This window comes from Streptomyces ochraceiscleroticus (assembly GCF_000720485.1).
GTDB lineage: Bacteria > Actinomycetota > Actinomycetes > Streptomycetales > Streptomycetaceae > Streptomyces > Streptomyces ochraceiscleroticus.
Map to the genome: position 1 here is coordinate 285,537 of NZ_JOAX01000013.1, position 13,798 is coordinate 299,334.

General features: G+C 67.2%; 13 protein-coding genes and 1 pseudogene. 9 read left to right on the forward strand and 5 right to left on the reverse strand.

The genetic code is table 11. The features are described 5' to 3' along the window. Positions 1-51: 51 nt before the first annotated feature. Complete coding sequence (locus tag IG84_RS0118585; RefSeq protein WP_157848907.1) at positions 52-387, forward strand: hypothetical protein; 336 nt, start codon at positions 52-54, stop codon at positions 385-387. Here IG84_RS0118585 and IG84_RS0118590 read toward each other — a convergent pair. The 3 genes from IG84_RS0118590 to IG84_RS0118600 form a co-directional block, all read right to left on the reverse strand. Then, positions 381-2,318, reverse strand: a complete 1,938-nt coding sequence (locus tag IG84_RS0118590; RefSeq protein WP_031058310.1) for a RiPP maturation radical SAM C-methyltransferase — start codon at positions 2,316-2,318, stop codon at positions 381-383. The two genes, IG84_RS0118585 and IG84_RS0118590, sit on opposite strands and share 7 nt — an antisense overlap. Positions 2,319-2,377: 59 nt before the next feature. Next, complete coding sequence (locus tag IG84_RS41200; protein WP_157848908.1) at positions 2,378-2,893, reverse strand: hypothetical protein; 516 nt, start codon at positions 2,891-2,893, stop codon at positions 2,378-2,380. Positions 2,894-2,965: 72 nt separating this feature from the next. Beyond that, complete coding sequence (locus IG84_RS0118600; RefSeq protein ID WP_031058313.1) at positions 2,966-5,842, reverse strand: AfsR/SARP family transcriptional regulator; 2,877 nt, start codon at positions 5,840-5,842, stop codon at positions 2,966-2,968. 499 nt (positions 5,843-6,341) lie between these two features. Between IG84_RS0118600 and IG84_RS0118605 the strand changes: the two genes are divergently transcribed. The 4 genes from IG84_RS0118605 to IG84_RS0118620 all read left to right on the forward strand — a co-directional run bounded on the left by IG84_RS0118605 (position 6,342) and on the right by IG84_RS0118620 (position 9,482). Then, on the forward strand, positions 6,342-6,851 hold the full coding sequence (locus IG84_RS0118605; RefSeq protein WP_031058314.1) for an ArsR/SmtB family transcription factor: 510 nt from the start codon (positions 6,342-6,344) through the stop codon (positions 6,849-6,851). A 25-nt stretch (positions 6,852-6,876) separates the two neighbouring features. Next, entirely contained in the window at positions 6,877-7,731 is an 855-nt protein-coding gene (locus tag IG84_RS0118610; RefSeq protein ID WP_031058315.1) for a M23 family metallopeptidase, read from the forward strand. A 241-nt stretch (positions 7,732-7,972) separates the two neighbouring features. Continuing rightward, positions 7,973-8,713, forward strand: a complete 741-nt coding sequence (locus IG84_RS0118615; protein ID WP_031058317.1) for an alpha/beta hydrolase — start codon at positions 7,973-7,975, stop codon at positions 8,711-8,713. 310 nt (positions 8,714-9,023) lie between these two features. Continuing rightward, the gene (locus IG84_RS0118620) at positions 9,024-9,482 is read left to right on the forward strand and encodes an SUKH-3 domain-containing protein (protein ID WP_037800466.1); all 459 of its coding nucleotides are present in this window, start codon (positions 9,024-9,026) and stop codon (positions 9,480-9,482) included. 68 nt (positions 9,483-9,550) lie between these two features. On the opposite strand, the pseudogene IG84_RS39915 reads toward IG84_RS0118620, so the two are convergent. Beyond that, a pseudogene (locus tag IG84_RS39915) lies at positions 9,551-9,998 on the reverse strand (ATP-binding protein); the annotation flags it as partial. A 435-nt stretch (positions 9,999-10,433) separates the two neighbouring features. Here IG84_RS39915 and IG84_RS0118625 point away from each other — a divergent pair. Continuing rightward, the gene (locus IG84_RS0118625) at positions 10,434-10,844 is read left to right on the forward strand and encodes a hypothetical protein (RefSeq protein ID WP_031058322.1); all 411 of its coding nucleotides are present in this window, start codon (positions 10,434-10,436) and stop codon (positions 10,842-10,844) included. Positions 10,845-10,895: 51 nt separating this feature from the next. Here the strand turns inward: IG84_RS0118625 and IG84_RS0118630 are convergent, their stop codons facing one another. Further along, the gene (locus tag IG84_RS0118630; protein WP_245659401.1) at positions 10,896-11,471 is read right to left on the reverse strand and encodes an EF-hand domain-containing protein; all 576 of its coding nucleotides are present in this window, start codon (positions 11,469-11,471) and stop codon (positions 10,896-10,898) included. 325 nt (positions 11,472-11,796) lie between these two features. Between IG84_RS0118630 and IG84_RS0118635 the strand changes: the two genes are divergently transcribed. The 3 genes from IG84_RS0118635 (at position 11,797) to IG84_RS0118645 (ending at position 13,653) form a co-directional block, all read left to right on the forward strand. Continuing rightward, entirely contained in the window at positions 11,797-12,294 is a 498-nt protein-coding gene (locus tag IG84_RS0118635) for a winged helix-turn-helix transcriptional regulator (RefSeq protein WP_031058327.1), read from the forward strand. Between the two features lie 95 nt (positions 12,295-12,389). Then, positions 12,390-13,238 (forward strand): alpha/beta fold hydrolase, encoded by an 849-nt coding sequence (locus IG84_RS0118640; RefSeq protein WP_211266478.1) that lies wholly within the window; start codon positions 12,390-12,392, stop codon positions 13,236-13,238. Between the two features lie 16 nt (positions 13,239-13,254). Further along, positions 13,255-13,653, forward strand: a complete 399-nt coding sequence (locus IG84_RS0118645) for a nuclear transport factor 2-like protein (RefSeq protein ID WP_031058334.1) — start codon at positions 13,255-13,257, stop codon at positions 13,651-13,653. Positions 13,654-13,798: the final 145 nt, after the last annotated feature.

Here is a 13,798-nt window from a genome sequence, read left to right on the forward strand (position 1 = left end):
CATACTAAGTTCGGCGTAGAGCATGACAACTCCTGCCCCGTGGAGTCTATTATGAAGCAAAATCTTGAGGCGGCGTACGTAGTTTTTGAAGCAACAGTTCCGGACTACGCATTAGTGGCCGACGAGGCCGGCGGTGCCATGCCTTCCGCCGAGCGCGTGGAAAAGGTCTCCGCTTTCTTCCGGGCGGCCGGCTTCGAGGTCGGCGCGGTGCGTGGCCTCGCCATGATGATCACCGGCCCGGACGCTGCGTATCTGCGCCTCTTCGGCCACCGGCCCAGCAGCTCGGCAAAACTGCCACTCGGCGGCCTCCCGCCCGATGTGGCCGAGAACATCGAGGCAGTCGCCACCGACACACCTCCCGACTACGGGGTCTCCGGCGGCTACTGAGCCGCCCTCGCACGTGCCGCGGGCAGCGCCAGGGCGACGGCCAGGGGCCCGTCCATGAAGACCAAGCCGTGCTCCGTCAGCTCGAGGAGCATTTCCTGCACGGCCTCGACCGGCTCCTCCAGTTCCAGCTGATCGCGGGCGGCGGCCGCCGTCACGGGACGAGTGCTGCACGCCAGATAGAGGTCGGCGAGGGAGCCCTCGAACGTGTACGTGCCCTCGTCCCCCGCGCGCCTCGCGTCCTGGATCTGCACGAAATGCGGCGCCCGCCAGTACTCCAGCCTGGGCCGGTTCCCGCCCTGCCAGGCCGCCGTCCAGTCCTCGACGGCTTGCCGCAGTGGCAGAGAGCGGCCCTCCGGCAAGGCGCCGTCCATGCCGTAGTCGAAGAAATAAGCAACCCGGTCGAGGTCGATGCTGCGGGGATAGACATGGCGGTAGCCGCGCTCGGGCCGACAGTACGAGAGGAGCGTCTCCCGTTCGTTGTAGAGCGGGCTGAAGCGCTCCATCCAGATCCGGTCGGCACTCGACGGCGGTTGCAGATGCCATAAGTGGGGGATGACTGCCGCTTGGTCGGCGTAATCCTGCGGGGTCTCGCCGGGAAACCCCCAGAGCAGATTCCAGGACACGTGAATCCGGTAGTGCTGCGCCCAGCGCAGCAGATTGATGTTCTGGGCAGCGCTGACACCCTTGCGCATCAGGCGAAGCACGTGCGAACTCAGCGATTCCAGACCGGGCTGTATCTGCGTCACGCCGGCGTCCGCCAGCAGCTTGAGCTGCGCCCTGCTCAGGTTGGCCTTGACCTCGTAGAAGATTTCGTAGTTGGTGTCACTTTCGACGAGGGCGGGGAACAGCGTCCGCAGATAACTCATGTCGAGAATGTTGTCCACGGTCTCGAAGCGGAAGGTGCGGTATCTACGTGCCTGCTCGCCGAACTCCTCCAGCACGCGCTGGGGCGACTTGGCCCTGAACTGCATGGCGTTCGCGTTGAGACCGCAGAAGGTGCAGTGATGCTTCGCCCCCCACCAGCACCCCCGAGCGGTTTCGAGCGGTAACCACACCGTCCGGTGGGCGGCACGCGGAAGGAGGGCCAGGCTTTCGGCGCGCCTGAAGTATTCGTCGTAATCCGGCGTGGGCAGATCGTCGAGCCGGTTAAAAGGGGGCGGGGACGGTGTCGCGGTCACTTGGCCGTCGACGCGACGGGCCAGACCGGGGACGGTGCCGAGATCACCACCGGCAGCGAGGGTGTCGAGGAGGCGGGGGAGAACGGCGTCACCCTCACCGATGACAGCCGCGTCTATGCAGTCGACGGAGCGTACGAACTCGACGCCCATCTCGCCGTCGAAATTGGCGCCGCCGAACAAGGTGAACAGCTCCGGGTACCGCTGCTTGAGGCGACGCGCCAGGGCGAAAGACGCCGTATTCTGTTGAAAAGTCGAGCTGAAACCCGCCACCTGTACCTCGTGCCAGGGGAACGCCTCCATGAGGTCGTCGAGGTAGGCAGGGACATCACAGCACCGCGTGTGCAGGAGCCGGTCCCGCAATTGCCCGCGTGATCCGTCGGCCAGGCAGGCGAGTTCGTCGGCGAAGTCATCGAGGAGTTGCGCCTCCGGATCGGGCGCCGCATCTCCGAAGGCCGCGGGGGAGAACAGCCAGTCACCGACCATGCCTCGGCGCTGCTCGGAGAGCGCGCGATAGTAGTCCGTGCCGATCCGCTTCGCGAAGTCGAGGTTGGCGTGGAAGGTGCGTACCGGGAATCCGCTCGCGCTGCCGATCGCCTTGAGCAGCCCCAGTTGTATGGAGGGGCGGCGGAAGTCCATGAAAGGCATGGAAACAAGGACCACCGGACATGACGCGCGCTGCTCCGCGAGGCCGGAAGCGACGTGCTGCAGGGGCGCGAGCGAGGCGGCAGCCCCGGCCCGCGGGACGCGGGGCATGCGTCACCACCTCCGTTACGGCCAAGGGGCGGACGTCTGCCGGCGCATGGCCCGAGTGACTAACCGCTCGGGGGCTCCTCGTTCTTTTCCTGTGCGGCGCCGGCTTCCGGATCCTTGGTCTTCTCCGGGGTCGACCTGCGCCTTACGGGTTCATAGATTTTGAAGATTTCATCGTACCCGGATGTCTGTGACACGCCCTTGGTCCGCTTGATTCGGGAGCCCATGCTGTCGGACTGGCTCAGGGAACTTTCGGCGTAATACCTGCCGGCTGCCTGGAAAACGGCGCTCAGCGCCCCTCGCTCGTTCTCGGAGAGATGAGGCTCCAGTGAATTCAACTTCTGGATGAGACCTGTCAGGTCCTCTTCGCTGATCCGATCGACCGACATGCCGGCCTCCTGGTGGTGGAATTCCGTCTGCGGAATTTGCAGGTTTTCCTGGACCAGACCTGGGCTGCAGAATGCGATGGATATTTCTCGGCGCAGGTGGAGCGAGCGGCGAGTAAGAGGACGGAGCACTGGATACTCGCAGAATCCTCGAATGTGGGAAAGTCTGTCGAGGCAGGTGTGAGTCGTCAAGAGGGCGCAGCGTCCGCACTACGCAGGACATCTCTGCCGGCATACACAGCCCGTCGTGCAGCGGCGTCGATGTCACTGCCGTACGTCGTTGAGCTTGGCGCGCACCTGGGCGGCGTCAGGATGGCTGAGGCTGTCGAGGATCGTCAGGGCATGCCGCCAGGCGGCCAGGGCTGCCTGCGTCTCGCCGATGGCGTAGTGGGAATCGCCGAGGGAGCACAAGGTGTCGGCCTCGTTGTACTGATCCCCGATCTCCCGATAGAGGTCGAGTGCCTGCTCGTAACACGCAATGGCCTCCTGGCACCGGTCGAGATGCCGGTACACGAAGCCGAGGCTGTCCCAGGTGTCCGCCTGGTCGAAGCGGTCGCCCAGCTCCTTCTGCAGTTCAAGGGCACGGCGGCAGTAGGTGAGGCCCTCCTCGTGGTTTCCCAGCTGGGAGACGAACCACCCGACCGCGTTGAGGGCCCGTGCCCGGCCGGTGCGGTGCCCGGCCACCCCGAAGAGTTCCAGGGCCTGTTCGGCGTGCGGAAGTGCCTCGCGGTAGCGGCACTGCCGGTCCAGTGCCCAGGCCAGCGTCCGGTGCGCGTGGGCCTGGCCGGCGGCGTCGCCGAGCTCTGCGAACAGGGTCAGCGCCTGTTCCGCGTGGTCATGGGTGTCCTGGTAGCGGCCGAGACGCAGATACGCGTACGCCAGGCACACGTGGATGACGGCTTGGGCGTGTGTGTTGCCCTGGCGGCGGGCGGTCTCCAGCGCGATCCGGTGTGCCGAAGCAGCGTCGTGCCAGTGGCTCCGGCGGTCGAAGAAGGGGGTGAGAGTCCAGGCGAGCTGCCAGGCGTGAACGTCGAAGCGGCTGTCCGCGGCCTGTTGGAGTACCGCGAGGAGGACGTTGTGTTCCGTGGCGAACCACGCCAACGCCCTGTGGTGGTCCTCGAACTGCCCGACGACGACCGAGGGGTCGGCTGCTGCCGGCGCGATGTGATCGTCGCGGTACGGATTGAGCAGCAGGCTGGCCTGGTAAGCGGTGTGCAGGTAGTAGTCGAGCATCCGGTGCAGGGCCGCATGCCTCTCGGCGTTGGGGTCGTGGGCCATGGAGAGTTCGGCGGCGTAGGCGCGTAGCAGGTCGTGACGGGTGAAGCGGCCGGGCATGCACTCCGTGATCAGTTGTGCGTGGGACAACTCGGCAAGCGGGGGCTTCACCTGTGCGGGCGGGACTCCGGCCAGTGCTGCCGCAGCCAGGGCGTCGATGTCCGGGGCGGGGTGCTGGCCCAGCAGCCGGAACAACCGGGCCGCCGGGGGAGTCAACTGCTGGTAGGACCAGGAGAACACCGCCCGGATGTTGGTGACGTCGTCTCCGCCGTCCAGGCAGTCGAGCCCGCCGTTGACGGTGTGCAGCTCCTTGGCCAGCGCGGCGAGGGGGAACTGCGGACTCAGAGTGGCGCGTGCGGCCACGATGGCCAGGGCGAGCGGCAGACGCGCGCAGGAGGTGATGATGTCGTCCACCGCGTCCCATTCCGCCGAGAGGCACTGCCGGCCGATGCGGTTGCTGAGCATGCTCCGCGCTTCGGCGGGGGACAGCAGGTCGAGAGCCACCGGATGGGCCCCGTCGGTGGCCACGAGGCCGGCAAGTTGGTTCCGGCTGGTGACGATGACCAGGCAGCCTGATGATCCGGGGAGCAACGGACGTACCTGTTCGGCATCGCGCGCGTTGTCGAGAACGACCAGCACGCGCCGGTTCGCCAGCAGACTCCGATACAGAGCGGCCTGTGCTGCGGGATCGACCGGTATCTGCTCAGGGGGAACCGTGAAGGCGTCCAGGAACCCGCGTATCGCTGCCGCCGGCTCCATCGCGGGTCCGCTCGGGTCGAACCCGCGGAGATTCACGTACAGTTGGCCGTCCGGAAAGCGGTCACGGACCTCATGCGCCCAATGAATCGCCAGGGCAGTCTTGCCCACACCGGCCGTTCCGCCGATAGCGGCGATCACCGCTGCACCGCAGGGATCGCAGCCTTCCGCAGGCACCAGTGCGTTGAGCCGGGCCAGCACATCGGCCCGGCCGGTGAATCCGACTGTGCGATGCGGCAGTTGAGCGGGGATCACCGGCTCGCGCTGTGCCGTTGCTTCTTCTACTGGGACCGCACCGGCGTTCAGAGCGGGGGGCTGCGGTGCATCGAGAGCCGGATCGGCGGTCAGGATCTGTTCATGCATGCGCTGCAACGGTTCACAGGGTTCGATGCCGAGCTCGTCGTGCAGTAACAGGCGGGCCTGGCGGAAGGCGGCCAGCGCCTCGGTCCTGTGCCCCGACCGGTGCAGCGCCAGCATGAGCAGACCATGCAGATTCTCACGGAGCGGATGGTCCACCAGGAGCTGCCGTAACTCACCGACCAGATCGAGGGTGCTGCCGAGTGCCAGATCCAGTTCGATGCGTTCTTCGGTTACGGTGCGCCGTCGTTCTTCCAGCCGGTCCCGTTCGGCGTCGATCAGGGGGCTGCTCAGACCCTCGCAGACCTGTCCACGCCATAGCCCCAACGCATTGTGCAGTGCTTCGGCCGCTGTCGACAACTCGCCGGCCGCCCGAGCGGCATGGGCACGGACGACCTCATGATCGAAACGGATCAGATCCAGGCCGTTGGCGGGTACGGTCAGCCGGTAGCCGGCTTCGGTCCACCTGAGCACGTCGGAAGGCTCGCGGGGGGACCGCCCGGGGTCGAGTACCCGGCGCAGCCCGGAGGCATGTCGTTGCAGTAGGTTCACCGCGCGCGTCGGAGACGTCGGGCCCCAAACCGCTTTCATGAGCTGCTCGCGGCTCAGTGGGTGGTTCGCGTGCAGCAGCAGTGCCGAGAGCACTGTTCGCTGCTGCGCTTGGCCAAGGTGCAGCTCGGAATCTCCCCGCCATGCACGCAAGGGGCCGAGCACTTGAAAACGCAATGTTCCTGGCGCAGCCTGATCGGCCATCAGCGCCCTCCATGGGTGGAACAGGGCGCCTCAATGCTAGCGCGGGGCCGGAGACCGGCATATCTAATATGTTGGGTACTTCTCGGCACGCTTTATTCGTTCAACTATCACCCGGAACGCGGCTGATGGTGGACGAGGCGATCTGGAACGGCGGCATCCGCCGACCCGTGCCTGCAATGGTCACCCGGCAGAGCACGGGAGGAGCCATTGACCTCAGAGCTGCCGGACTTTGATTCTTCCACCACACCAGCTCGGACACCTCCAGCCGCATGCCTCGCTGTCATCGCGTCGTCGTAGCTGTTCGCGACTGATCCGACCGAGGCTGAGGCGCCGCTGCCGGGCCCTGTCGCTCACGCCGTCGGCGTACTTCGCCCGCAAGAGCAGGCCGCGGTCGGCGGCATCGGCGTGGCCATGGCCACCGCCTGAGCTGCTCGTCGCGGAGCCGGCGGGACGGCTCCTGGGCTTGCGCGGCATTACGTAATTACGTAATCTCGTGGTTATGGATTTGGAAGAGCGCGTTGCCGAGCTCGAACGGCGCATGGCGGAGCTGGAGAAAGCGGGGCCGGCCGCGCCCGCCGCCGTGGGAGAGGGAGATTTCTGGGCCCTCGACGCGCTGAAGGCGCGGCATCCGGTGACGCAGGAGGCGGACGGCGCCGTTCTGTTCACCGGAGCAGTGCGTGTGCCGACGGGGCATCGGTACGAGTGGCAGTACGGCCTCCTCACGGAGACGTTGTTCGAGGAGGGCTGGTCCGATGCGGCCGAGTCGTTCGCCGCGCTCGGCAATCCCGTACGGCTGCGGCTGCTGCGGGAGATCCTGGGTGGTCTGCGCACCGCCGCCGAACTGGCCGCGCTCGAGGACGTCGGCACGACCGGCCAGATCTATCACCATCTGCGCCAACTGACCGGCGCGGGCTGGCTGCACACCACGGAGCGCGGCCGGTACGAGGTTCCTGCCGGGCGAGTGGTGCCGCTGCTCGTGGTGCTCACGGCCGCGCGCCCCGTGACCTGACCGTTTTCTGTACGAGGGGGAAGTAATGTCTGTAGGCCGACGCAAGATCGCTGCGAGGATCCAGCATGCGCTGTGGCTGATCTTTTTTGCCCAGCTCGCCGTCGGATTCTTCGTGGACCTGCCGTACAACTACTGGGTGAGCTGGCTGCCCGCGCTCGGTGCCATCGCCGTCAGCCTGGTGACTTCCCGCTCCGCCCGTCGGCGGATCGAGACGGAGCCCCCGGCGCCGGTCGAGGTCGAGCCCCCGGTCACCGGCCGCTGGTCCGCCCTCAACAGCCCCGCCGACAAGGTGCCGAGCCACGGCACGCACCACCTCGGGCAGACCTACGCCATCGACATCGTGGCCGAACCGGAGGAGGGGCCCGCTCGCCCGGACCCCGTCTGGTTCTGGCCCGTCGCCCACCGCAACCAGGCATACCCCGCCTTCGGGGCGCCCCTGCACGCGGTGGCCGATGCCACCGTCGCGCACGCCGAGGACGGCCAGCGCGACCACCTCAGCCGCAGCTCCCTTGCCGGGGTTCTGTACTTCTGGCTGATCGAGGGCGTCGGCAGGACGCTCGGCGGGGCCCGCCGCATCGTCGGCAACCACATCGTCCTCGACCTGGGCGAAGGGACCTACGCCGTGTACGCGCATGTCCAGCGCGGCTCGCTAGAGGTCCGGGCGGGCGACAAGGTCGTCGCCGGCCAAGTGCTCGGCCGCTGCGGGAACTCCGGCAACTCCACCCAGCCGCACGTGCACTTCCAGCTGATGGACGGGCCGGACATGGACACGGCGCGCGGTGTGCCGTTCAGCTGGCGCGGGGTCGGGGTGCCCGCCGGCGGCGAGATGTTCACGGTTGGCGAGGAAGCCGCAGTGCCGGCACCGTCTCGCGGAGCGTAATCCCGCCCACCCCAAGTAGCTCTGCACAGTGTCTCCGTGGCATCCGGCCACGGAGACTCCGCAAAAAGCCGTTGGGCGGACGAGGCGACCACTGCTACATTTCCGGAGGCCGTGCGAGAGATCGAGGAGGTGGTACCCGTGAACGCAGTATCGACATGGGTGCTCCCTTCCGGGGCCACGGTCGGGCGATAGACAGGTCGTCCGGGAGCGCCGTTCCAGTGCACTCCCGAAAGGCACGACCATGCATTTCACTTCCGAGCAGCACCTCGACGACGGCGTCCTCGAACGCGAATTCACCCTCGATGAGACCCCCGGCATCCTGTGGACACCCGCATCGGCATCCGCATCCGCACCGGTGCCGCTGATTCTGCTCGGCCACCCTCCCCTCGGGCTGCGCAAGATGTATCCCCGACTGGTGGCCCGGGCCCGGCACTCCGCGGCGGACGGCTTCGCCACGGCCACCATCGAGCTCCCCGGAAGCGGCGACCGGCCCCGTTGGCCCGCCGCCGAGCAGGCCCGCGCCGACCTGCGCCGGGCGATGGAGGCCGGCGAGCCGGTCAGCGACGAGATCGTCGACGCCTTCATCCTCCCGCTGGTCGACAAGGCGGTCCCGGAATGGCAGGCCGCCCTGGACGCCCTCCTTTCGCTGCCCGAGATCGGCGGCCCGGTCGGGTACTCCGGGGGAGTGATCTCCATCGGCATCCGGCTGGCGGTGGTCGAGCCGCGCATTGTGGCCGCCGGTCTGTTCGCCGGGAGTTTCGTGCCTCGCGCCATGTTCGAGGAGGCCCGGCAGGTCACCATTCCACTGCACGTCCTGCTGCAGTGGGACGACGAAGGCAACGACCGGCAGGCGGCCCTGGACCTGTTCGACGCCTTCGGCTCCAAGGAGAAGTCCTTGCACGCCAACATGGGCGGGCACACCGGCGTCCCGCAGTTCGCGGGAGACGCCGCGGCCCAGTTCTTCACCCGACATCTGAAGTGAGGCCGGGCCGTCAGACCGGCAGCAGACAGTAGCTGGCGTCGGCCGGCCTGCCGCTCATCGAGGACAGGCCCCGGGCCTCCGCAGCTCTCCACACCGTGGGCCCCTGCCGAACTCTCGGCAGGGGCCCGTGCTGCCTGAAGTCATGAACTGTTCGTTTTCTGCAGAGCTTCGAGTGCCGCCCGAACTCGTGGACAGGTGCTGTCGGTTCTTGGGCTCTGGGCCACTTCTTGTGGTGCGGTCACACGCTGTTCTCTCGGGCCGTCTGCTGGGATGATCGCCTCATGCTTCAAGCTGGGGAGTGGGGCCTGTCGTGAGCGAGTGGTCACCGGAGGTGCTGGAGGTCCTGGAGGCTTCTGGATGGACGGCGGGCAGGAGGGGCGACACGACCGGCTGGCGGTCCAGGTTCGAAACGGTCGGGATCGTCATGCACGACGCTGCCGAGGGGTTTCTCCAGGAGTTCGGAGGGCTGACCGTGAGCATCGGCGGCCCGGGAATCAACCGCGCCCGGGAACCATTCGAGCTGGAGCCGGAGCTGGCTTGGGGAGAGGATGACCGGTTCTCCGAGTGGAGCGACTCCTTGGGGAGACGTCTCTTCCCGCTCGGCGAGCTCGATCACGGCCGATTCTTTCTCGGTATCGATGAGGACAATGAGATCTACCTTGTCGAGGCTTGGGTCGCCAGCTTCGGGCCGATGCCGCACGCCCTCGAAAATCTGATCCTCGGCGTGATGCCTCGCAGGATCAATGACGGTCACAGGCAGTCGGGTTAGGCCCGCTGACAGGGTCATTTGGTGAGCAGGAGCGAATTACCGGGCGGCTTGTCCTGTGGAAGCCTGGTTCAGCCGACTGCGGTCTGTTCGGCCAGGGCTTTGGTGTGGGCGAGGCGGTAGGACTCGGTGCCCGTTGGGATGATGGCGCCGTTGAAGGTCAGGCGGTCGACGATGGCCGCGCAGAGCCGGGGATCGGTGAAGGTCTTCGTCCAGCTGCCGAAGGACTCGTTGGGGCGATGGCGACGCTGTTCTTCTCCTCCCGCTCCGTGAGAACGTGAAACAGCAGCTCAGCACCCCTGCGGTCAAGTTCCATATAGCCGAGTTCATCAATGCATAAAAGATCGACACGGCCGTAGCGGGTGATCGTCTTCGACAGCTGCTTCTCGTCGCCGGCCTCGACCAGTTCGTTGACGAGCTTGCCAGCACGTAGCGGACGCGGAAACCGTGCATCGCCGCCTCAGTGCCCAGGGGGATCAGGAGGTGGGACTTACCGGTGCCGGAGTCGCCGATCAGGCATCGCCTTCCGCTCCCACTGTGGCATTGAGAGCTTCTACTGCCGCCCGGGCATCGACGGCGCCCACGAGAAGGGCGGGGGCGAGGGACAGATCGGTTACTTCCGGCGCAACCACTTCTCCCCGGTGCCGGAGGTCGCATCGCTGGCGGAGCAGAACGAGATGGTTGAGCAGTGAGACCTGCATGACGGCCGACGCCGGATCGGCTCCGACAAGTACGGTGACGCGACCAACGCGGACCTCGCCCTGTACCGGGTCAAGAACGGCAAATGGGTGCGCCTCGACCCCTCTTCGTAAACGTCAGGCCGGGAACCCGGACTCTCCGGTCGGCGTAACCGCCATGCTGATCGCGGGCCGCGCCGAGGAGGGTACGCCCTTAGGGCGCAGCGTCATTTGATCACCGGGTTGCCTCTGGGGTGGGCCACATAGTCTTCCCTCTGTGCCCCGCCATCCGAAGAAGCCCCGCCGACTGGTCGCAGACGGACGCACATACCTGTGGACGCTTCGTCATCATCACCGCGTGCTGGACAGTGGCCGGTCTGTGAGCTGCTGCGAGACTCTCACGCTGTACCCGCAGCCGGCCGGCACCGGCGGCCCGCTGCGGATCGTCTTTGCCGAGGGCCCGGGCCGATACGTGCCCGGCGGGTTCCCCATGGGTTCCGGAGACGTGGGATACGTCCGGGGCGGCTCCCTGAACCTGCACGAGCCGGGCGCCGTCCGGGCCCTGCTCGACGCGGCGTTGGCCCGCGGGTGGCTGCCGGAGGAGCGGCGGGCGGTGAGCCTCGACGGCTGGCCCCTGCTCGAAGCGGCTGCCGCACGAACAGAGGACACCGGCCCTGCGGGCCCGTAAGGGGCGGTAGCCGACGTCGGGCATCTCACGCTCGCCATGCGTTGAGCTGTGCTAATGCGGGTCGAGCGGGCCGAGCAGCCAGACACCCGTCGATGTCGGCTCCTCGCTGAAGTAGTACTCCCGGATCGCTTCCAGCATCTCGTCGCGGCTGATCAGCCCGTCCACGTCGCGGTCCAGGCGGCCGAAGACCTCCCGGGCATCCGGCTCCGGCAGCCCCATCAGCGCGCCGGTCCAGCGGACCTGCTCGTCTCGGGTGAGCTTGCCGTCGGCGTCGGTGTCGGCGATGTCCATCAACGCGTCGAGGAAGGGCACGTACCCGGCGTCGAAGGAAGCGGGGGTGACCAACAGGCCGGCGGCGAACGCCGCCTGGTATTCGGCCAGGTCAATGCGGCCGTCGGCATTGGCGTCCGCGGCCTGAGCCAGATGCCGCCACACCCCGTCGCTGAGCTCACGCAGACGCCCCAGCTCCGGGGCGCCGGGGCTCAGGTTGAAGGCGGCCGCGAGGCGATCGCAGGCGGCCTGGAAGTCAGCCCGGTCGACGTAGCCGTCACCGTCCGTGTCGAACGTTTCGAAGCGGCGGGCGAGCTTGCGCCGCAGGAACAGGGACATGCCGGCAGATGCGTCCATGGCGCCATCCTGCGCGCGGAAGCGGCCAGTCAGTAGGCCCGGCAACCCAGCAGTCGGTGCACCGTACCCGCCACCCGTGAGCACACGACCGGACATGTTCGCGGCGGTCCGCACGGACGCCCCCACTGTCGGCCGGGGCGGCTGCTGGCGTGGCGGAAGCGCGGGGTGAACTGTGAGGGTGCGCTGGCGGGGTCGGCCAGGAGCAGAGGTGTGCCGCAGGGGCAGCGCTGGGCGACGGCCGGTGCCAGGCGGGCGTTACAGGTAGTAACATTGTGGGACTACTTTTGATTTGAAACCACACTGGGGTCATCGAAGAGGGGAAGCCGTGTCCGACCACGAGGGCCGCGTCAACTTCAAGCACGGGCAGGAGTTCCTGGCCGCGATCTCCGAGCGCTGGAACTACCAGATCCTGAGGGAGGTGTTCTTCGGCGTTGGCCGCTTCGGTGAACTCAAGCGAGCTCTGGGAATCTCGGCGAACATCCTCACCGCGCGGCTCAACAGCCTGACCGAACTGGGCCTGCTCTCCAAGCGCGCCTACCGCTCCGACAAGCCGTGGTACGAGTACGCGCTCACCGACAGCGCCCGCGAGCTCGTCGTCCCCGCCATCGCGGTCGTCACGCGTTGGGCTGAAGCCCATGCGACCGATACCGATGTCACGCACCACCCGATGATGCACACGACATGCGGCAACGCGACCAATCCATACCTCGCGTGCAGCAGCTGTCATCAGCCGGTCGAGGCCTCGACCCTGCGCCCGACGGCCGCCCAGGAGGGCGGTGCCGGTCGGCGGGGAGGGGCGGCTCCCGAGGCGCCGGGCGACTGAGTGCCTCGATCCGGGACCATGTAATAGCGTTTTGCAACTAGTAGCGTTACGGTACTAGTGGCTGAACGTCTCCCTGGTCACGGAGAGGACCGATCATGACCACGAACTGGCTCGAAGGGGTTACCGAGAAGCTGATCCCCACCTCGCTGGGCCTGATCAACGTGCGCGTCGGCGGCCGTTGTGACGGCCCCGTCATGGTGTGCTGGCCGAGCCTGATGATGGACGGCACCATGTGGCAGCACCAGTACGAGCACTTCGCCCCGACCTACCGCGTCGTGCTGATCGACAGCCCCGGACACGGCAGGTCCGACGCGCTGCGCAAGATCATCGACCTCAAGGAATGCTCCGACGCGCTCGTCGAGATCCTCGACGCCCTCGACATCGACAAGTGCGTCCTGGTGGGCAACAGTTGGGGCGGCATGCTCGCCGGCGTCTTCCCGGCCTACTACCCGCAGCGGACCGCGGCGGCGGTCGGTATCAACTGCACCGCCTCCCTGCCCACGACGGTCGAGAGCGTCTGGGCCAGCGCGCTGTCCACCTTCCTGTCGCTGCACGCGAAGATGCCGCCGCTGGCCGCGAAGGCGGCCAAGGCGGCCTTCGCCGGCCCCACCGCCGAGGCCACCAACCCGGAATTCGTGGAGTTCACCGAGTTCGTTCTGCGGGACGACCCGAAGTCGGTGGCGTGGGCGCTGCGCAGCATCCTCATAGGACGCAAGGACGAGCACCGCCGCCTGAACACCATCAGGAACGTGCCCGTCCTGATCATCGCCGGTGAGGAGGACAGCCAGTTCCCGGTGCACGTGGTGCGGAAGATGGCGGACGCCATCGAGGGCAGCACCTTCCGTGTGCTCCAGCACACCGCGCACCTCGCCGCTCGCGAGAACCCTGAAGGTGTCAACGCCGAGATCGACGCCTTCCTCGCCTCCGTGCCCGCAGCAGCCTGATCAGGAGACCAACACCATGGCAGACACCGCGCACGCGACGGCCGTACCCGACTGGGTCCTGAAGTTCATGGACGCCATCGACACCCTGGAGTTCGGTGAGGGCTTCGCGCCGCTGACCGAGGACACCGACATGTTCTTCGGCACCGAGCACATCCACGGCGTCGAGGCCATCAAAGCGTTCTTCGTCAAGATCGACGAGCCACTGAACATCACCCACAAGGTCCTGGAGTACTGGACCGCGGGCGACGGCGTCCGCCTGCTGCGCGGCGAGGCCACCATGGCCAAGAAGAGCGCGCCGGACCAGGTGGTGCGCGCCCCGTTCATGCACATCTTCTCTCTCGACCAGGAAGAGCCGGTCCGCGTCCGTACACTCCGCATCACTGCGGGCCCGCTTCAGACCGACGCCGTGATGTGACCACGCCCCGGTGCCCGCTGCGAGTGCCCGGGCCCCGGAACCGAGGACGGACAGGGCGAGCACTGTCCGTCCTCGCTGCTGCGGGGGGACCGGTCAACGGCCCCCCCAGGAACAACGACGCGAGGCGCCCATAGGGGCCCGCTGG